This is a genomic window from Roseicyclus amphidinii (assembly GCF_030163755.1).
Lineage (GTDB): Bacteria > Pseudomonadota > Alphaproteobacteria > Rhodobacterales > Rhodobacteraceae > Roseicyclus > Roseicyclus amphidinii.
Genome location: NZ_JASJOE010000002.1, coordinates 13,205 through 31,889, shown reverse-complemented (window position 1 = coordinate 31,889; position 18,685 = coordinate 13,205). Strand labels below are relative to the sequence as shown.

The window sequence follows — 18,685 nt, the reverse complement described above, 5'->3', positions numbered from 1 at the left end:
CCGATGCATGTTCTGATCACCGTCAACGCGACCTGGAACGTCTGGAACTTCCGTCGCCCGCTGGTCGAGGCCCTGATCGCCGACGGGCACGAGGTGACGGTTCTGGCCCCCCGCGACGAGACCGCGGCGCAGCTCGAGGCGCTGGGTTGCCGCATCCATCCGCTCGAGATGAGCGTGAAGGGCATGAACCCCGCCCGCGATGCCGCCCTCCTGTGGCGGCTGCGGCGGGCGTTTCGCGTGCTGCGCCCCGATGTCGTGCTGGGCTTCACCATCAAGCCCAACATCTACGGCGCGCTGGCGGCGAAAGCGGTGGGGGTGCCCTTCGTGCCGAATGTCACAGGGCTGGGAACCGCCTTCCTGTCGGGCGGCGCGCTGGAACGTGTCGCCGTGGCGCTCTACCGGCGCGCCTTTCACGGGCTGCCGGTGGTGTTCTTCCAGAATGCCGACGACCGCGCGCTGTTTCTCGGGCGCGGGCTGGTGGGCGTGGCGCAAGCGCGGCTTCTGCCGGGGTCGGGGATCGACCTCGGGCGTTTCGCGCCCACCCCCTCTCCCGCGACGGCGGAGGGCCCCGCCTTCCTGATGATCGCGCGGCTGCTGCGCGACAAGGGCGTGCTGGAATATGTCGAGGCCGCCCACCTTGTCCGCCGAATCCATCCCGAGGCGCGGTTCCGGCTGCTTGGCGCGGCGGATGCCGCCAACCGCTCGGCCATCGGGATCGAGACGGTCCGCGGCTGGGAGGCCGAGGGGGTGATCGACTATCTCGGCACCACCGATGACGTTCGCCCGGCCATCGCCGAGGCGCATTGCGTCGTCCTGCCCTCCTACCGCGAGGGGGCGCCGCGAACGCTGATCGAGGCGGCCGCGATGGCGCGCCCGCTGGTTGCGACCGATGTTCCGGGATGCCGTTCCGTGGTTGCCGACGGGGAGACGGGGCTTCTATGTGACGTCAGAAGCGCCGAAAGCCTCGCCGAGGCCTGCCTGCGCATGATTGCGCTCGGGCCGTCGGGCCGGGCGGCGATGGGGATGGCGGGCCGCCGCAAGATGGAACGTGAGTATGACCAGGCGATCGTGGTGCAGGCCTACCGGGACGCGGTGGCGGATGTGACGGGCCGCGGGGCCGGTTCGGAAGTGAACGGGGAAGACGCAAGATGACACGGGTTCTGATTACCGGCACAGCCGGGTTCATCGGATTTCACCTTGCGCGGCTGCTGCTCGACGAAGGGTTCGAGGTGCATGGCTTCGACGGGATGACGGATTACTACGATGTCCGCCTCAAGCAGCGCCGCCATGCCATGCTGCTGCAAAAGCCCGGCTTCGCCGCGACCGAGGCCATGCTGGAAGACCAGGAGGCCTTCGACCGCGTGGCCGATACCTTCCGCCCCGACGTGATCGTTCATCTCGCGGCCCAGGCCGGGGTGCGCTACAGCCTCGAGAACCCGCGCGCCTATCTCGATGCCAACGTGATCGGCACCTTCAACGTGATGGAGGCCGCGCGCCGACTGGAGGTGCGGCACCTGCTCATGGCTTCGACCTCGTCGGTCTACGGCGCGAATGACGAGATGCCCTTCACCGAGACGGAGAAGGCCGACACGCAGCTCACGATCTACGCCGCGACCAAGAAGGCCAACGAAAGCATGGCCCATGCCTATGCGCATCTGTGGGACCTGCCGACGACGATGTTCCGCTTCTTCACCGTCTACGGCACATGGGGCCGCCCGGACCTTGCGCTTTACAAGTTCGTCGATGCGATCCTCGATGGGCGGCCCATCGACATCTACAACAACGGCGACATGTATCGTGACTTCACCTACGTCGACGACCTGGTGCGCGGCATCCGCCTGCTGATCGACGCGGTGCCCGAGCGCCCGGCCTCTGCCGACGAGATCGAGCCGGGCGACAGCCTGTCGCCGGTCGCGCCCTACCGGGTGGTGAACATCGGCAACTCGCAGAAGGTGCGATTGCTCGATTTCATCGACGCGATCGAGGACAGCCTGGGCCAGAAGGCCATCCGCAACTACATGCCGATGCAGATGGGCGATGTGCCCGCGACATGGGCCGATGCAAGCCTGTTGCAGCGGTTGACGGGCTACAGGCCGCAAACGGATTTCAGGGACGGCATCGCCCGTTTCGTAGACTGGTTCAGGGATTACCATGGCAAATGATTTCGACCTCGGGGGCGCGACCATCGCGGTCATCGGATTGGGTTACGTGGGCCTGCCCCTCGCGGTGGAGTTCGCGCGGCACCGCCCTGTCATCGGCTTCGACGTCAACGAGGGGCGCATCGACGCCCTGCGCGCCGGGCGCGACGACACCCGCGAAGTGACGCCCGAGGAGCTGGGCCGCGCCACCGGTCTGACCCTGTCGCACGATCCCGCCGACCTGCAGCGCGCCAGCGTCTTCATCGTCACCGTTCCCACGCCGATCGACGCCACCAAGCGCCCCGACCTGACGCCACTTCTGCGGGCCTCGGAAACGGTCGGCCGCGCGCTGAAACGCGGCGATATCGTGATCTACGAAAGCACGGTCTACCCCGGCGCGACCGAAGAGGATTGCGTGCCCGTCCTGGAACGGGTCTCGGGCCTGCGGTTCAACGAGGATTTCTTCTGCGGCTACAGCCCCGAACGGATCAACCCCGGCGACAAGGCGCATCGGCTGACGACCATCCTCAAGGTGACCTCCGGCTCGACCCCCGAGGTCGCCCGCGCCGTGGACGGGCTTTATGCCTCGATCATCGAGGCGGGCACCTACATGGCCGAAAGCATCCGCGTGGCCGAGGCGGCCAAGGTGATCGAGAACACCCAGCGCGACCTCAACATCGCGCTGGTCAACGAGCTGGCCATCATCTTCAACCGGATGGGGCTGGACACCGAGGCGGTGCTGCGCGCGGCCGGGACGAAGTGGAATTTCCTGCCCTTCCGCCCCGGCCTGGTGGGCGGCCACTGCATCGGGGTCGATCCCTATTACCTCACCCAGAAGGCCGAGGCGCTGGGCTATCATCCGCAGGTGATCCTGGCCGGTCGGCGGATCAACGACGGGATGGGGGCCTATGTCGCGGGGCAGATGATCAAGGCCATGCTCCGCCGGCGCATCCAGGTCGAGGGGGCGCGGGTGCTGATCCTCGGGTTGGCCTTCAAGGAGAACTGCCCCGACCTGCGCAACACGCGGGTGATCGACGTGGTCCGCGAGCTAGCGGAATATGGCGTCGCGGTCGATGTGCATGACCCTTGGGTCAACCCGCAAGAGGCCGCCCATGAATACGGTATCGCCCTGCAGGACGCCCCGGCACCGGGGGCCTATGATGGCGTGATCTGTGCGGTGGCCCATGACGAGTTCGTCAATGGCGGGGCGGAAGCGATCCGGCGCTACGGGCGCGAACCGCATGTCTTCTTCGACCTGAAAAGCCGCTTCGCGCCCTCCGAGAGCGATCTGCGCCTCTGACGCGGGCGAGCGGCTACATTTGCCGACGGCTCGTCACTGCGACCGCCTGACGATGGCTTGTGCGGCAGCAGTATGCCGCCCGACCTGCGCGGCAGGCCGGCATTTGTCCGCCTTCGAAAGGACAACATATTTTACATCGCTCAACAATTGTGCGAACGACCGCAGCTCAAAAGAGTGGAATGTCGGTCGGAGTATCGAAGCTTGCACAAAACACTATCCGAGATCCTGCAGCCTTACCGGGCCTCCCTGCGCTTGCGCCCCGGCCTGCTTCGCAGCGAGTTCGGGCAGACGACCACCCTGTCGGACCTGTTGTCCGACCCCGAGGAGGTGCTGGCGCAACTGCGGCTTGTTCCCGGTGTCGGCGAAGTCAGCATTGCACGGATCAAGCAGGCCATCTTTGGCCACCTCGCGCAGCGTTTCCCCGTGGAATGGTCGGCCTCAGACCGCCCTGCACCATTGGGTAAACCGGTGGAAGGTGCCGATCCAGCGCTGTTGGAGCGGTTTCGCCATCTCAGGAAGGTATGGGGCTTTTCGCGCGCAAGCTTGTCGGTGGCTGGCCTCTTCCACCCCGATTACACCAGTCGGGCCACGACCGTGTTTTCCGCCGCCTTGTCCGAAAACACCCCCTTCGTCTACGCCCCCGAGAGCCTGCCCGAGATCCTGAAGACCCCGGCCGTGTTCAAGGCCGAGCAAGGCTGGTCGCCGCAGCGGGCCGAATACCTGGGCCGGTTGAAGGCGGCGCTCGACGAGGATGTGGTGCCGCCGGACGGCAGCCTGATCCTGCTCGACCGCTACCCGCTCGAGGATCTGGCAAAAGGGCGTGGGCAATATGCCGGGCTTGGCCAGGCCGAGATCACGGAACAGCTGGCGGTCCTGAAGCGGGTCTTGTGTGCGGCAGAAGCCCCCGTGACGGTGGTCACGGAATTCCGCAAGGTCGGGATGTCATCGGGCTTTGCGACGGCGAGCGGTCCCCTGTTCCATTATTGCTTCGGCGGTTACATCGAGCTGCGCGGCCACGAGGTGGTGGAGCATTTCCACAGCCGTGCGCAGGCCGCGGCCGCGGCGGGCATCCCGCTGGCCGACTGGTTCGGGTGAGCGCGGCCCGGTGCAGATGCCGATCCGAGCCGTGGGGCGCGCGCCGCGCGCATCTGTCTTGAGAATATCACTTGCAGCAGGCGGCCTCGCGGCATAGCGTTCAGGAATGAACGGCGAAACCCTTGGGGCGTCTTTCCGGCGGACCGCGGCAGCGAGCTCCGGTGCGGTAGCCGTCGAGGCGCGGGCGGAGTTGCGCTGATGCCCCGCCGACCGAACGAGGACGCCCATTTCCGCATGATGCGCCTGATCGAGGCGCGGCCGGACATCAGCCAACGGGAATTGTCGCGCGAGCTGGGCTTGAGCCTTGGGGCTGTGAACTACTGCGTCAACGCCCTGATCGAAAAGGGCCACGTGAAGATGCGCAACTTCCGGGCCTCCGAGAACAAGCTTGGCTATGTGTATCTGCTGACGCCCGCCGGTTTGGCGCAAAAGACCCGCATGACCCGCGCCTTCCTGGCGCGGAAAATGACGGAATACGAGGCGTTGAAGGCCGAGATCGAGAGCATCGAGGCCGAGCTTGGCCAAGCCACGGGCGAGGGCAAGTGAGCTTGCGGTCGGTGATGCTGGAGGGGGCGTGGCCGGGTGTGGGTGCTGAGTGGCGTAGCCGCTGACAGCCCGGATGCTGCCAGACTCGGGAAAGTGCTGCGCCTTGGAGCGTTTGGAGCCCGGTAACGCGCTACAAACGAATGTGAGTTCGATGTTTTTCACGTCCATGAACGAAAATCATGGTCAGCCCGACGGTTGTGGCTTTACCCAACCGGTCAATGCACCGACTGCGAAATATGCGGACGCATCCGAGGCAAACATCGTCACGCCGAAACACAAGGCAAAGGCGCGATAGCTCAATGACTTGGGCCACTGCTGCACAAGGCATGCCGATAGGGCAGCGCGCGCCGCTGCATTCGGATGCTCCCTCGGACAAGCTGCTTCTGCTTGAAGTGGGGCGCGCGATCGCCGCGCTGCTCGTCGTTCTTCACCACGCCGATCAGGCAACGGCGCATTTCGCGGACGTGCCACGAGAGCGGTTCCTCATGTGAGGGCAATATGGCGTCGATTTCTTCTTCGTTCTGAGCGGCTTCATCATCTATTACAGCCATCGACAGGACGCGCCCGGCGTCGCGTCCGCGAAGCTGTACCTGTTCAAACGGGTGACGCGCATCTTCGTTCCCTACCTTCCCGTGGCATTCGCGTGGATGGCCTTGCTCATCGTCTTTCAGGACGGTCCGATCGAAGAGCGTGCCTGGGGGTTCTGGGCGACGGTTACACTGCTGCCGATGGAAAAGATTTCCACCCTGACCGTTGCGTGGACACTCACATACGAATTGATGTTCTACGCCCTTTTCCTGCTCGCGTTCGTGTCCCGCCGGGCGTTCGTGATGGCGAGCCTTGCATGGGCGGTGCTGCTTTTGCTCGTGTTGCTGGGACAGGTCGATCCCGGAACCAGCCCTGCAGGCTTCGCGGCCACCAACCCGATCGTCTTGGAATTTTTCTGTGGTGTTCTCGCGGCCTGGGCCTTCACACGACTCGATCGAGAGTTTCGCAGCTGGGTCCTGGTGTTCGGTATGTTGAGTCTCTTGGCGGTCATCATGCTTTGGACAGGGCAACGCGCGATCTTGGGGCCGCCGCTGGCGCTGCTCGTTTTGGCCGGCGCGATGTATCACCCGGCCATGAAGGCCGGGGCATTGCGCTTTGCCGTGTTTCTGGGGGCTGCTTCTTATGCAATCTACCTTGTTCATAGCCCGGTGGTCTCGGTGACGGCCGAACTGCTTCAATCGCTTGGGCCGCGCGGGCTGGTCTTTGCGATCTGCGTCGGGCTCGGAACCGCTTTGGGTGCGGCATACCATGTCGTGTTCGAGCGTCCTGCGCTCAGGTGGGTGCGCCGCTTTGCGCCCATGCGCCGCGTGCAGCCGTCCTGATCATGATCGATACATCCACATGGCGAAAAGCCTGGGCGTTGCTGGACGCGCGTGAACGGCGCAACGCCTGGATCGTTCTGGCGATCATCATCATCGGTGCGCTGTCCTCGGCGGTGATGGTCGGATCGGTGATGCCGTTCCTTGCCGTCCTCGCAGACCCGTCGCGGATCGAGACGACCCCCGCACTTGCATGGGCCTATGATGCGTTCGGCTTCAACACCGAGTATGGGTTCCTGGTGGGGCTGGGGCTGGCCTCATTCGCGGTGATCGTTCTGTCGAGCGTCATCCAGATCCTGCGGACCTGGGCCGTCGCGCGCTTTGCCATGATGCGGATGCACTCCATCAGCCATCGGCTGCTGGCGACCTACCTCGCGCAACCCTACGCGTTTTTCCTGAACCGCCATTCCGGAGAAATGGGGCCGCGGGTGCTGACGGAAGCAGGACGGGTAGTCCTCGAATTCTTGCGTCCTGCAGCGGAATTCATTGCCGCCTGTCTGACGACGGCCGCCATCGTGGGCCTGCTACTATGGGTGGACCCGCTGGTGGCTGCCATCGCCTTTGCCGTCCTGGGGGGGATCTATGGGGTCATCTATATCGGGATGCGCGAGGCTCTGAAACGGTTGGGGGCGGAGCAGATCGAAGCCAATCGCGCGAGGTACCGACTGGCCAACGAAAGCCTGACAGGCATCAAGGACATCAAGCTTCTCGGTCGTGAGGGCGCGTATCTCGGTCGATTTGATGGACCTTCGATCCTGATGGCGCGGGTCATGGTGAAGATCTCGGTCATTTCCCAGGTGCCGCAATTCGCGCTGCAAGCCGTTGCCTTGGGCGGCGTGATCATCCTGTGCATGGTGCTGATCGACCCCGCCGGGATCGCGTCGGGCAACAGCCTTGGCGGGGTTCTTCCGGTCATCGGTGTCTTCGCCTTCGCGGGACAGCGCCTGATGCCCGAGCTGTCGAAGCTCTACCAGTCGCTGGCGCAGATCCAGACGGGCGCGGCGGCGGTCGAGGCGGTTCACAAGGACCTTCTCCTGCAAGGGGCCACGCATCGCCTTGTAGGATCACCGACCCAGGGCCTTGGCCTCAAGACCACGCTCAGTCTCGAGGATGTCTCCTACAGCTACCCCAATTCGGATCACGCCGGCGTCCGCGACGTGTCCTTGACCATCCGCGCGGGAGAAAAGATCGGGATCGTGGGCAGCACCGGTGCCGGCAAGACGACACTGGCGGATATCTTGCTGGGTTTGCTGGACCCCGACACCGGCAGGCTCGTCGCCGACGGCACCCCCATCACCGAGGACACCCTGCGCGCCTGGATGCGGAGCGTGGGCTACGTCCCGCAGGATATCTTCCTGACGGATGCCCCCGTGGCCGAGAACATCGCATTGGGCGTCCCCCCTCACGAGATCGACCAGGCACGCATCCGCCGCGCGGCGCAGATCGCGCGGATCGACCGCTTCGTCGAGGATGATCTGCCCGAGGGATACCAGACCCATGTCGGCGAACGCGGCGTGCGCCTCTCGGGGGGGCAGCGCCAGCGCATCGGTATCGCGCGGGCCATGTATCATGACGCCGACCTCATCGTCTTCGACGAGGCGACCAGCGCATTGGACAACCTGACCGAGGCCGAGGTGATGGATGCCATCGACGCGTTGCCGGGCGACAAGACGGTGATCATGATCGCTCACCGCCTGAGTACGGTAAAGCGGTGCGACCGGATCGTCGTGCTCGACAAGGGGCGTGTGGTGGGCTGCGACAGCTGGAGTGAGCTTATGAGTTCAAGCCCTACTTTTCGGCGCATTGCCAGCTTGAGTGAGGCCACATAGAGGTGAGATTTGGAAATTCATGAAATAATTACACGCCAAAAAATGCCTGTGCCAAAAGCCGGTTTTGCAAATTTTCTTTGCATGCAGATTTTGGGTTGCTACTTCTAAACCATGAGGTGTTGGGTAGCGAATACTTTCGCTGCCCCCCTTCTCTCTCGCCGCCATTGGAAAGGCAAACAATGAAAAAATGCCGAATTTGTCTCAGAGAGTCGCATGATGGAATCATTATTCGCGCGCCGGAGATGATGATAGGAACCAAAGAAGAGTTTGATTATTTGCATTGTTCGACTTGCGGAGGGTTGTCGCTGATAAGCATTCCGGAGAACTTAAGCTGGTATTATGAGCAGAAATATTATTCATTTGCAAGCAGAAACATCAGTCGACCCAAAGTGGGATTTAAAGCTGCGATAAGGCGCCGCGCAGCCCTTGGGAAATTGGGGTCCTCAAATGTGGGGGATCGCTTTGCTCATTGGGTGAGGCCCGTTTACTTTAATTGGATTTTTAGAGGATGCATGAGTTTAGACTCACGTATACTTGATGTTGGCTGCGGTTCTGGCGCGCTTTTGCAAGAAATGTCGTCTTATGGGTTTTCGAATCTGACAGGTATAGATCCATTTCTCCCCGATGATCATATGTCACTTGCAGAGGGCCCAAGGATTCTTAAAGCCTATATGAAAGATATGCGCGATGAGCGATTTGATGTTGTAATGCTGCATCATGTTTTTGAGCATCTCGAAGACCCGCAAAGGAGCATAATGGAAGCTCGTGACCTACTTTCTGCAGGTGGTCGGGTTTTGATCAGGGTTCCGCTTGCTGATTCGTATGCATTTCGGAAATACGGTCGCTTTTGGGTGCAGATCGATGCGCCCCGGCATATTTTTATTCCTACTGCTTCTGGAATGTATGGGCTCGCAGAAAGGGCGGGCTTGCAAATAGAGAATATTATATATGACTCAAGCGGATTTCAGTTTTCGGGTAGTGAGGCTTACCTGCGCGGCATGTCTATTGAGCAGTCTGCTAATATTTTTTCCAAATCGGAGGGTGGGCGATTTCACGATTATTCAATTTTCCTTAATCTCATTCGAGATGGAGATTCTGCCAGTTTTTGGCTTCGCTTGGCTGGGTAAAGAGATATGAGCATAACTATAACAGTTTTAGTCCCGTTCTATAAATCATCTTATTTCCAGAAGTTACTTGAAGCTTTGGCTCAGCAAAGCGATTCAGATTTTAATATTGTCGTCGCGAATGACGCCTCTGAATTGATTGCGCGGGAAATGTGTGAGGGGTATAAAGATTCTTTAAACATATATTACTTCAGATTTGAACAGAGGTTGGGTCACATCGACCTAGCTCGACAGTGGAACCGTGCTCTCGAGCTGGTCCCCAATTGTGATTGGGTGTGGGTGGTTCCCGATGATGATCTTCCTTCATCGAAGTGCATCGAGGAAATCAGGGCTTCTACATATATAGCGGATGAAATTGGGTCACACATAATTCATATCCCTGTCGTTACAATTGATAAGGAAGATGTGGCTCTTGGTGAAAGGCACCCTCAGCCATCCTACATATGCTCTGGGGACTTTTACCTGCGTCAGCTTCGGGGGCTTGAGGCGGGATTATCACTCGCAAACTCGGTCTACAGAAGGCGAGCATTAGAAGAGGCGGGAGGCTTTATGTCGCTGCCGCGAGCTTGGGGTAGCGATCATGCGACGACACTAGCCGTAGCTGCAGGAGGGCCAGTTGTCACCGTTCCTAGTTCTTGGTTGGGGTTTCGAATGAGTGGCGTCAATATCTCATCGCAAACTGACGATTCTGATGAGAAGCTTCAAGCGAGGATACAATTTGCTTATTGGCTTTCAGGCAAGCTTCCTGAATGGTATGATGAGCAAAAAGCAGGTGAAATTATGAAGTGGTTCTACCTGAAAAGTGAGCTTTATACTGTTAAGATTTGGCCGTGTTCTGTGAAAATGATCCGTGGGCTTTTTCAAATTGCCAATATTTCGGGCGTCCGGCTAAGTATATTGCAAAGGGCGGGGATCATTGTGCGGGTTGCATTTAATGCTGCAAAGGGCTTTGCGTCCAGGTATGGATTGGTTAAAGATTTTGAAAATTCTAATATTTTTAGATGATAATGCTCCACATCGCCAACTGGTACCCCGGCCCTTGGGACAATGTCGAAGGGAACTTCGTGCGTGACCAGATCGCACTGTTCCGAGAAGAGCTCCCGGGGGACGTGGTCGTGGTTCAGGTGCGCCCCGCCCGCGGGCAGTGGCCTCGTTTCGAAAGACCCGTTCTGGACGGCGGCGCACGCGGTTACATCCTGCATGCTCCAGTGCGGCCCGGCAGCAAACCTCTGGAATGGCTCTCGACCCTGCTTCTCGTCCTTGTTCTCCTGCGCGAGCGTGCCTGGCGGTTTCGGGCATTGCATTTTCACATCGCCTATCCGTTGCTCATTCATTCCCGTTTCTGGCGAAAGCTTTTTCGTCGTCCCCTCGTGATCAGCGAACACTGGTCGGCGTATCACTACAAGTTTCATTTGCCCCGGGGCAGCCGCGCCCTCAAACACATGCAGCGCCCCTTTCAACAGGGGGACCCGGTGCTGGCCGTATCGAACGCCCTGTTACAGGATATCCGCGAATTCTCCGAGCGCGACGATTTCAGCGGCTTCGTTCTGCCCAATGTGGTGCCTCTGCATGGGGCAGCGCAAAGTACACGCGAGGTTCCGACGCTGTTCGCGGTGAACCGGTGGGTCGCTGTGAAAAACCCGATGCCGATGCTGGAGGGCATGCATCGGGCGGCCGAGTCCGGGATCGCATTCAATCTTGTGGTTGGCGGGTATGGCGAGCTGATCGAGGACATGAAAGCCTTTGTTGCGGAAAGCGCCTTGCGTGACCGAACGTGCTTCACGGGCAAGATGACCAAGCCCGAGATCGCCACACAGCTGGCTGCCAGCGACGGTTACCTCTATTCTTCGGATTATGAGACATTTTCCATTGCCTGTGCCGAAGCCCTTGGGGCGGGCGTCCCCTTGATCGGTCCACATATCCCCGCAATCGCGGAGTATGCAGGGCCGCAAGACAGGGTGGAGGTCGCTGCCCGGACACCAGAGGCGTGGGCGAAGGCAATTGAGGAATTCATTGCTATGTGGATTGACGGCAACTGGGACCGGAGGGTGATTGCCCATCGCGCCCAGGCACGGTTCTCGCCATCTGGTTTGCGGGATTCATATCGGACGACGATGGAAGAGATCGGGGTAATTGGATCTCATACGCTCATCAACGACCGCCCGGAATGAGCACAATCCTGATCATCTCGCCCGAGCCTTGGGACGGTCATTTCGTCAGCAAGCATCACTACGCCCGTGAGCTTGCGGGCCGCGGCCACAGGGTGCTGTTCCACGGCCCTCCGGGCGAAGGTGGCCCGATGCATCTCGTGCCGGTCCCCGATGCGCCGGGCGACCTGCGCGTCCTGCACGCGTCACGCGTCGCCCCCGGTTTGCGCTTCATGCCCGGTGCCATGCGCCGCGGTCTGGAAGCGCGCTGGCTGGCGCAGGTGGAAGCGCTCGCGGGTGAGCGCATCGATATCGTCTGGAATTTCGAAAACTCGAGGTTCTACGACCTGGGCTTTGCCGGCGACCGTCTCAAGATCTACCAGCAGGTCGATCTCAACCAGGATTTTCACCCGGCAAAAGCCGCGTCCACGGCGGATATTGCGATTGCCCTGAATGCCCCCATTGCAAACCGCCTGCGCAGCCTCGGCGTGGACAAGCCGGTGCATCTGGTCTCGCATGGCCTGACCCTTCCAACCGGACAGGCCGCCCCCCCCAATCTGCCAAAGGACCGGATCCATGCGGCCTATATCGGCAATCTCGAGATACGGTATCTCGATGTAGAGGCATTCGCGCAGGTCGTGCGCGCGCATGGCCCGCGCGTGGATTTTCACCTTTTTGGGCGCTTTACGGACACCACCTCGCTAAGGCAGGCGCTGGCTGGTCTGGAAAATGTCATTTGGTATGGCTGGCAGGACCCACCGACTGTCTATCGCCATCTGAGCGCCATGGACATTGCCATGGTTCTTTATCGCACCCAGATGGACCCCGAGCAGATTTCCAATTCCCACAAGGTTTTGGAATATCTGCACAGCGGCGCTGTCGTTGCATCAAGCTACCTGTCGGATTACGAAGACAGGCCCGATCTGATCGAAATGGCGCCGCTGAATGGCAGCTACCCTGATCTCTTCGCCTCTGTCGTGGAGCGGCTGGACAGCCTGAACACGCTTGAGCAGCGCCGAAGGCGAAGGGTCCATGCGCTGGAACATACCTACCCTAGGAAGCTTGACCAGATCGAGGCGATCATTGCGGCGCAATGCCCAGACACATCTCTCACAGCCGGACCAGGAATGCAGGACAAGACATGAAACGCTTCGCCTTGATAGGGGCTGCCGGTTATATCGCCCCCCGGCACATGAAGGCCATCCGCGAGACCGGGCATGATCTGGTGGCTGCCTTCGATCCCAATGATTCGGTGGGCATAATCGACAGCCATTTCCCCGAGGCGCATTTCTTCACCGAATTCGAACGCTTCGACCGTCATGTCGACAAGCAGCGCCGCATGGGGCAGGGGGTCGATTACATGGCCATCGCTTCGCCCAATTACCTGCATGACAGCCATATGCGCTTTGCCCTGCGCTCGGGTGCGGATGCGATCTGTGAAAAGCCTCTGGTGCTGAACCCCTGGAATATCGACGGTTTGAAGGAAATCGAGGCCGATACCGGGCGCAAGATCAACACGATCCTGCAACTGCGCTTGCATCCCGCGATCATCGCGTTGCGCGAACAGGTCGCGGCGAGTGGCGATCATGTCCATGATGTCGACCTGACCTACATCACCTCGCGCGGGAACTGGTATCTGCAAAGCTGGAAGGGCGACGAGAAGAAATCCGGCGGCATCGCCACCAATATCGGGGTGCATTTCTACGACATGCTGTATTTCGTCTTCGGCAATGTCCGGGAAAACACCGTACATCTGAACACGCCCACCAAGGCTGCGGGCTATCTGGAATATGACCGTGCCCGCGTACGCTGGTTCCTGTCCATCGACGTGGATGACGTGCCTGAGGCCGAACGCGCGCAGGGCAAGCGCACCTTCCGCGCGATCACGGTGGATGGGCAGGATGTCGAATTCTCTGATGGATTCACCGATCTGCACACGCGCAGCTATGAGGAAATCCTCGCCGGGCGCGGCTTCGGGCTAGAGGAAAACCGTGCGGCGATCCAGACGGTCAGCGATATCCGGACCGCATCCTTGCTGACCACAGGAGACCGCCATCCCCTTGTCCACAAGGCCCGGACATGACAGTCATGATCCATACCAGCGCCATCGTAGATGACGGCGCGCAGATCGGTGCGGGCAGCCGCGTGTGGCATTTCACCCATGTATGCGCCGGCGCACGCATCGGGGCGGGCGTGTCGCTGGGCCAGAATGTCTTTGTTGGCAACAAGGTGGTGATCGGGGATCGCTGCAAGATCCAGAACAATGTCAGCATCTATGACAATGTCACGCTGGAGGACGGCGTTTTTTGCGGTCCCTCGATGGTCTTCACCAATGTCTACAACCCGCGTGCCTTGGTCGAGCGTAAGAATGAATATCGCGACACGCTGGTAAGGCGGGGGGCCACGCTTGGCGCGAATTGCACCATCGTCTGCGGTGTTACGATTGGGGCCTTCGCCTTTGTGGGCGCAGGCGCTGTCATTCAGCGCGATGTGGCCGATTTCGCGCTGATGGTCGGCGTTCCGGCCCGCCAGATCGGCTGGATGAGCGCATTTGGCGAACGCCTTGATCTGCCGCTTACGGGGGCGGGCACCGCTACCTGCCCGAAGACGGGTGATCTTTATACCCTGTCGGATGGCAGGGTCAGTCGGCGGGAGGCCTGAGCAATGATCCCCTTCATTGACCTTGCCGCTCAGCAGGAACGCTTGCGTCCACAGATCGACGCCGCCATCGCGCGCGTGCTGGCGCATGGGCAGTATATCCTTGGCCCCGAAGTGGCCGCGTTGGAAGAACGGCTTGCGGCCTATACCGGGGCTGCGCATTGCATCACTTGCGCCAATGGCACCGATGCGCTGCAAATCGCGCTGATGGCGCTTGGCGTGGGGCCGGGCGACGAGGTCATCACCCCTGGTTTCAGCTATATCGCCACCGCCGAAGCCACCGCACTTCTGGGCGCAAAGCCCGTCTATATCGATATCGATCCGGTCAGCTACAATCTGGACCCCACGCTGCTGGAGGCCGCGATCACGCCGCGCACACGCGCGATCATTCCCGTATCGCTTTATGGCCAGCCTGCCGATTTCGACATGATCAATGCCATAGCCGCACGCCACGGGCTTTGCGTGATCGAGGATGGCGCACAAAGTTTCGGCGCGCTCTACAAGGGGCGGCGCTCGTGCAACCTATCCACAATCGCCTGCACCAGTTTCTTCCCCTCCAAACCCTTGGGGTGTTACGGGGACGGCGGCGCGATCTTCACGTCTGACCCCGAGCTTGCAGCGCAGTTGCGCCAGATCGCGCGGCATGGCCAAACGAAGCGCTATCACCATGCCCGTGTCGGGATCAATTCGCGGCTCGATACGCTTCAGGCGGCGATCCTTCTGGCCAAGCTGGACGTGTTCGACAGTGAAATCGCAGCGCGCCAGCGCATCGCGGCACAGTATGCCACTGGTCTTGCGGCGCTCGAAATCCCCCCGCCGCAGGTCGGGCCGGACCGAAACAGTGTCTGGGCGCAGTACACGATACGCGCGAGTAACCGCACCAAAGTGCAGGCGGCCCTGAAAGATGCAGGCATTCCGACAGCCGTTCATTATCCCCTGCCTCTTCATCGACAGCCTGCGGTCGAAGATAAGGCCGTGATGCTTGCGCACAGCGATCTTGCGGCGCAAGAGGTTATGAGCCTGCCCTTTGGCCCCTACATGACATCTGAAGCGGTATCGAAGGTGATCGCCGGCTTGCGACCCGTGTGCGAGCTTATTTTGCAGCGTTGATGAATTGAAAACCTACATGCCGTATCAGATTGACAGTCACCAAACCCCCATTGTCATCTTCCTCTACAACCGGCTGTTCGACCCACTCATCCAGGGTAATTTCTGGCTCTACATAAGGGATTACCTTTCCGACCCGGACAAGCCGGTCCGATTTCATGTCGTCACTTTCGAGGATCCGCGCCACCCGTTGACAGAGGCGCAGGAGGGCCTCGTGGCGAAATGGAGGGAACAAGGGTTGGAGTGGACCGCCCTCACCTGGCATCCGGGTATGGGTCTGTTGCAGAAAGCGCGGGATGTCTCGTCGGGCTTTCTTGCCGTCATGCGCCTCCGCATCAAGGGGTATCGCCATATCGCGGCCCTTGGTTCGGTGGCGGGCTCCTTTGCCTACATGTGCGCGCTTCCCCTTCGGATGCGGCTGTTTCTCTATCAGTATGAGCCGCATAGTGAAGTCTCCCGAGATGCAGGGGCATGGCGCGAAGACAGCATCCAGTTCCGCCTCGCACGCTATTTCGAACGCAAATCCGCGGAATATGCGCATGTGATCGCGTCCGGAACACGCTTCATGGGCGAGCGTCTCAAGGACGAATGGGGGGTCCGCGCAGCGTTCTTCCGTGTGCCGACCGTGGTCAATGAAGACAAGTTCGCCCATGATCCACAGGTCGAGGCGCAGGTCCGTGGCCAGCTGGGCCTGGAACCGGATCAACCCGTGCTGTTCTACACCGGGAAATTCGGGGGATTGTATTACGACGTCGAGATCGCGCAGGCCTTTGCATGGCTCCGCGACTATGAACCCCGGCTCCACCTGTTGATCGTGACCCCGAATGACGATGAGCATGTGCATGGGCTGTTCCAGCAGGCGGGCGTAGATCGGCGGCACTACTCGGTCTGCCATTCCAGCTATGACGAGATCGAACGCTTCTACTTCGCCGGTGATCTCGGCCTCATCACCATCCCCCCCGGTCCCGGCCAAAAGTTCCGCTCCAGCATCAAGGTGGGCGAATACCTCTGCGCGGGCATGCCCTTCCTGACGCCAACGGGCGTGTCCGAGGATTACCTGCATGCACGCGAACAGGACGTCGGCGTCGTGGTTGACGATTTCCGCGAAGCCTCCATTCGCGGCGCGTGGCCCGAAATCCAGCGCTACCTCGAGATGGACCGCGACACCCGTCGCGCTCACTGCCGGGCATTCGGAATTTCGTATCGCGGCTTCTCGTCGCTCAACCCTGTATTCCGCAAGGCCATCGACGCCTTGCGCGCAAAATGACGGACAGGATCATGCAACACGTTTTGGTAACGGGCGGCGTGGGGTCGGTCGGTCGATCGGTCGTCACGCGCCTGCTCGAGACGCGGCCCGAGGTCGAGCGGATCGTCGTCTACTCCCGCGACGAGCACAAGCAGGGCGACATGGCGCAGGACCTGGCCGCGCATGCAGACCGGCTCGAGTTCATCATCGGTGACGTCAAGGACCGCGACCACCTCAAGCGCAGCCTGCGCGGCATCGACACGGTGATCCACACCGCGGCTATGCGGCTTGTCCCACATGCCGAGGCGAACCCAGAGGAATGCCTGCGCACCAATGTCGACGGCGCGATGAGCCTTGTGTCTGCGGTCGCCGACAGCACGGTGCGCAAGGTGGTGGGCATTTCGAGCGACAAGGCGGTGTCGCCCACCACGATCTATGGTGCCAGCAAGTTCGCCATGGAGCGCGTCTTTCTCAACGCGGATCGCAAGACGAATACGCGGTTTTCGCTGGTGCGCTATGCCAATATCCTCAACAGCCGGTCCTCGGTGGCCCCGCTGTTCCTGAAGCAGCGCGAGACCGGGGTCCTCACGATCACCGACCCGAACATGACGCGGTTTTCCATCACGATGGACGAGGGCGTCGACCTGATCCTCTTCGCCCTGGACGAGGGGTGGGGGGGCGACGTGATCTGCCCGATCTCGCCCTCCTACCGGGTCGGCGACATGGCGATGGCCATCGCGCCGGACGCCGAACACCGCGTCATCGGCGCGCGCCCGGGCGAGAAGCTGCACGAGGCGATGTTTTCCATCACCGAGGCCCCTTTCGTGGCGCGGCGGGGCAAGCACTACGTCGTGACACCTGTGCGCGGAAGGTGGGACCTGCCGCGCTATTGCGCCGAGGTAGAGGAGGCTGAGCCGTTGGAAACGGCGTTCGAGTATGAGTCGGGGGGGAATCCAAACAAACTAAATTCTGAGCAAATATTTTTGCTAGTGAAAGATGTCTTCGATGAGTGAATCTCCACGCGATATTTTTGGCGATTGGCGAAAGAGTGTAAGTGGAAACATTGCCTATAGCCTCATGCGCCACCTTAGAGATACCGCGCTGAGCATGAGGGGGGTTGCAGTTAATGCGCAAAAATACCGGCTTCCTCTCGGGGTGGTATTTAAAATTGACGAAATCTGGATGTCCGAGGTGATTGAGAAAATTCTTCCCCATACCAAAGGCATATTTTTGGATATCGGTGTAAATCTCGGCCAAACTCTATTAAGCTTAAGGTCAGTTGATAAGCGGAGATCGTATCTTGGATTTGAGCCGAATGTTGACTGTGTTTCAGTTGTAAGGAAAATCATAAGGTTGAATGAGATCAGTCACTGCGTCATCATTCCTGCTGCGTGCTCAGGGCAGTTTGGCATTGCCCGCCTTTTTCACTATCTCGATTCCGATTTTGATTCATCCGCATCGATGCTGCCAAATTTTAGAGATGTCAGGGCAAGGCGCGGCGAAACAACAATTGCAGTAGCGTCAGTCCATGAGAGCCTCACTGCCATGGGTGTGGAGCGCGTAGGTATCGTAAAGATTGACGTGGAGGGATTTGAGGCCGATGTACTTGAAGCTTTAGAAATGGTCCTAGCTAGAGACCGGCCATTCGTTATTATTGAAGTCCTGCCGGTGATGGAAAGCACTTCACGAATGCATGCCACAACAAGAATCAGTGCATTGTTGGCTCGCCTGGGTTACATCTCCTTTGAGATTGTCAAAGATGAACATGGCAACCTAAGAGACTTCAGGGAGGTGGCATGTATGGGTGCGCAGAAGGAAGTGCAGAGTAGCGACTTTCTTCTTTCTCCTGTATCGACACTTCCAATTACATCAAGCAAATAAAAGTATTTGAAATTGGTGGCGCGACAGGTCGCCTTATCTCATTGTGGTCGATAAAGGTGCCAACGGATCTTGCGCCCCAATGGTGAAATGAGGTTAGGGAATTTATTTTTGGTAATTAATATCAGATATATTCGAGCTCAGTGAAACTGGCATAATGTTCGAGCGCAATCGCAAATGACGTTTCAGCCACAGCCAAGTTTGCCGAGACACAAAGAAGGTGGCGGCTCACAGCAGACGTTTCGTGTTT

General features: G+C 60.0%; 17 protein-coding genes and 1 pseudogene. All 18 read left to right on the top strand.

Features of this window, described 5'->3' with window-relative positions; genetic code table 11:
• Positions 1-3: 3 nt before the first annotated feature.
• On the top strand, positions 4-1,152 hold the full coding sequence (locus QQK83_RS01105) for a glycosyltransferase family 4 protein (RefSeq protein WP_284260817.1): 1,149 nt from the start codon (positions 4-6) through the stop codon (positions 1,150-1,152).
• Positions 1,149-2,162: an NAD-dependent epimerase/dehydratase family protein gene (locus QQK83_RS01100; RefSeq protein WP_284260814.1), complete on the top strand. Its 1,014-nt coding sequence runs from the start codon at positions 1,149-1,151 to the stop codon at positions 2,160-2,162. The genes QQK83_RS01105 and QQK83_RS01100 overlap by 4 nt, the downstream gene beginning before the upstream one ends.
• Positions 2,152-3,438, top strand: a complete 1,287-nt coding sequence (gene tviB / locus QQK83_RS01095) for a Vi polysaccharide biosynthesis UDP-N-acetylglucosamine C-6 dehydrogenase TviB (RefSeq protein WP_284260811.1) — start codon at positions 2,152-2,154, stop codon at positions 3,436-3,438. Before QQK83_RS01100 ends, tviB begins: the two co-directional genes overlap by 11 nt.
• A 72-nt stretch (positions 3,439-3,510) precedes the next feature.
• Complete coding sequence (locus QQK83_RS01090; RefSeq protein WP_284260809.1) at positions 3,511-4,533, top strand: hypothetical protein; 1,023 nt, start codon at positions 3,511-3,513, stop codon at positions 4,531-4,533.
• A 198-nt stretch (positions 4,534-4,731) separates the two neighbouring features.
• A complete protein-coding gene (locus tag QQK83_RS01085) occupies positions 4,732-5,079 on the top strand; it encodes a MarR family EPS-associated transcriptional regulator (protein ID WP_284260807.1) in 348 nt (115 codons plus the stop codon).
• Positions 5,080-5,405: 326 nt separating this feature from the next.
• Positions 5,406-5,570: a hypothetical protein gene (locus QQK83_RS01080; RefSeq protein WP_284260805.1), complete on the top strand. Its 165-nt coding sequence runs from the start codon at positions 5,406-5,408 to the stop codon at positions 5,568-5,570.
• 12 nt (positions 5,571-5,582) lie between these two features.
• Positions 5,583-6,449: pseudogene (locus QQK83_RS01075) on the top strand (acyltransferase family protein); the annotation flags it as partial.
• Positions 6,450-6,451: 2 nt separating this feature from the next.
• A complete protein-coding gene (locus QQK83_RS01070) occupies positions 6,452-8,275 on the top strand; it encodes an ABC transporter ATP-binding protein (RefSeq protein WP_284260803.1) in 1,824 nt (607 codons plus the stop codon).
• 116 nt (positions 8,276-8,391) lie between these two features.
• Complete coding sequence (locus QQK83_RS01065; RefSeq protein WP_284260801.1) at positions 8,392-9,402, top strand: class I SAM-dependent methyltransferase; 1,011 nt, start codon at positions 8,392-8,394, stop codon at positions 9,400-9,402.
• A 6-nt stretch (positions 9,403-9,408) separates the two neighbouring features.
• Entirely contained in the window at positions 9,409-10,404 is a 996-nt protein-coding gene (locus QQK83_RS01060; RefSeq protein ID WP_284260800.1) for a glycosyltransferase family 2 protein, read from the top strand.
• A gap of 2 nt (positions 10,405-10,406) precedes the next feature.
• Positions 10,407-11,570, top strand: a complete 1,164-nt coding sequence (locus QQK83_RS01055; RefSeq protein ID WP_284260798.1) for a glycosyltransferase family 4 protein — start codon at positions 10,407-10,409, stop codon at positions 11,568-11,570.
• On the top strand, positions 11,567-12,691 hold the full coding sequence (locus tag QQK83_RS01050) for a glycosyltransferase family protein (RefSeq protein ID WP_284260796.1): 1,125 nt from the start codon (positions 11,567-11,569) through the stop codon (positions 12,689-12,691). The genes QQK83_RS01055 and QQK83_RS01050 overlap by 4 nt, the downstream gene beginning before the upstream one ends.
• Positions 12,640-13,629 carry a Gfo/Idh/MocA family oxidoreductase gene (locus QQK83_RS01045; RefSeq protein WP_349816210.1) on the top strand — a complete coding sequence of 330 codons (990 nt, stop codon included), beginning with the start codon at positions 12,640-12,642 and terminating at the stop codon, positions 13,627-13,629. Before QQK83_RS01050 ends, QQK83_RS01045 begins: the two co-directional genes overlap by 52 nt.
• Positions 13,626-14,207: an acyltransferase gene (locus tag QQK83_RS01040; RefSeq protein ID WP_349816209.1), complete on the top strand. Its 582-nt coding sequence runs from the start codon at positions 13,626-13,628 to the stop codon at positions 14,205-14,207. The genes QQK83_RS01045 and QQK83_RS01040 overlap by 4 nt, the downstream gene beginning before the upstream one ends.
• Before the next feature lie 3 nt (positions 14,208-14,210).
• Positions 14,211-15,314 carry a DegT/DnrJ/EryC1/StrS family aminotransferase gene (locus QQK83_RS01035; RefSeq protein WP_284260792.1) on the top strand — a complete coding sequence of 368 codons (1,104 nt, stop codon included), beginning with the start codon at positions 14,211-14,213 and terminating at the stop codon, positions 15,312-15,314.
• 4 nt (positions 15,315-15,318) lie between these two features.
• Entirely contained in the window at positions 15,319-16,578 is a 1,260-nt protein-coding gene (locus tag QQK83_RS01030) for a glycosyltransferase family protein (protein WP_284260790.1), read from the top strand.
• Between the two features lie 11 nt (positions 16,579-16,589).
• The gene (locus QQK83_RS01025) at positions 16,590-17,570 is read left to right on the top strand and encodes an SDR family NAD(P)-dependent oxidoreductase (protein WP_284260788.1); all 981 of its coding nucleotides are present in this window, start codon (positions 16,590-16,592) and stop codon (positions 17,568-17,570) included.
• Complete coding sequence (locus QQK83_RS01020; RefSeq protein WP_284260786.1) at positions 17,563-18,438, top strand: FkbM family methyltransferase; 876 nt, start codon at positions 17,563-17,565, stop codon at positions 18,436-18,438. Before QQK83_RS01025 ends, QQK83_RS01020 begins: the two co-directional genes overlap by 8 nt.
• Positions 18,439-18,685 lie beyond the last annotated feature (247 nt).

What these genes read in the sequence shown, in the direction of transcription:
- QQK83_RS01045 (WP_349816210.1), top strand. Translation starts at nt 12,640, where the DNA reads ATGCCCAGACACATCTCTCACAGCCGGACCAGGAATGCAGGACAAGAC.
- QQK83_RS01070 (WP_284260803.1), top strand. Translation starts at nt 6,452, where the DNA reads ATGATCGATACATCCACATGGCGAAAAGCCTGGGCGTTGCTGGACGCG.
- QQK83_RS01060 (WP_284260800.1), top strand. Translation starts at nt 9,409, where the DNA reads ATGAGCATAACTATAACAGTTTTAGTCCCGTTCTATAAATCATCTTAT.
- QQK83_RS01105 (WP_284260817.1), top strand. Translation starts at nt 4, where the DNA reads ATGCATGTTCTGATCACCGTCAACGCGACCTGGAACGTCTGGAACTTC.
- QQK83_RS01040 (WP_349816209.1), top strand. Translation starts at nt 13,626, where the DNA reads ATGACAGTCATGATCCATACCAGCGCCATCGTAGATGACGGCGCGCAG.
- QQK83_RS01080 (WP_284260805.1), top strand. Translation starts at nt 5,406, where the DNA reads ATGCCGATAGGGCAGCGCGCGCCGCTGCATTCGGATGCTCCCTCGGAC.
- tviB (WP_284260811.1), top strand. Translation starts at nt 2,152, where the DNA reads ATGGCAAATGATTTCGACCTCGGGGGCGCGACCATCGCGGTCATCGGA.
- QQK83_RS01090 (WP_284260809.1), top strand. Translation starts at nt 3,511, where the DNA reads ATGCCGCCCGACCTGCGCGGCAGGCCGGCATTTGTCCGCCTTCGAAAG.
- QQK83_RS01020 (WP_284260786.1), top strand. Translation starts at nt 17,563, where the DNA reads ATGAGTGAATCTCCACGCGATATTTTTGGCGATTGGCGAAAGAGTGTA.
- QQK83_RS01100 (WP_284260814.1), top strand. Translation starts at nt 1,149, where the DNA reads ATGACACGGGTTCTGATTACCGGCACAGCCGGGTTCATCGGATTTCAC.
- QQK83_RS01035 (WP_284260792.1), top strand. Translation starts at nt 14,211, where the DNA reads ATGATCCCCTTCATTGACCTTGCCGCTCAGCAGGAACGCTTGCGTCCA.
- QQK83_RS01085 (WP_284260807.1), top strand. Translation starts at nt 4,732, where the DNA reads ATGCCCCGCCGACCGAACGAGGACGCCCATTTCCGCATGATGCGCCTG.
- QQK83_RS01055 (WP_284260798.1), top strand. Translation starts at nt 10,407, where the DNA reads ATGCTCCACATCGCCAACTGGTACCCCGGCCCTTGGGACAATGTCGAA.
- QQK83_RS01025 (WP_284260788.1), top strand. Translation starts at nt 16,590, where the DNA reads ATGCAACACGTTTTGGTAACGGGCGGCGTGGGGTCGGTCGGTCGATCG.
- QQK83_RS01050 (WP_284260796.1), top strand. Translation starts at nt 11,567, where the DNA reads ATGAGCACAATCCTGATCATCTCGCCCGAGCCTTGGGACGGTCATTTC.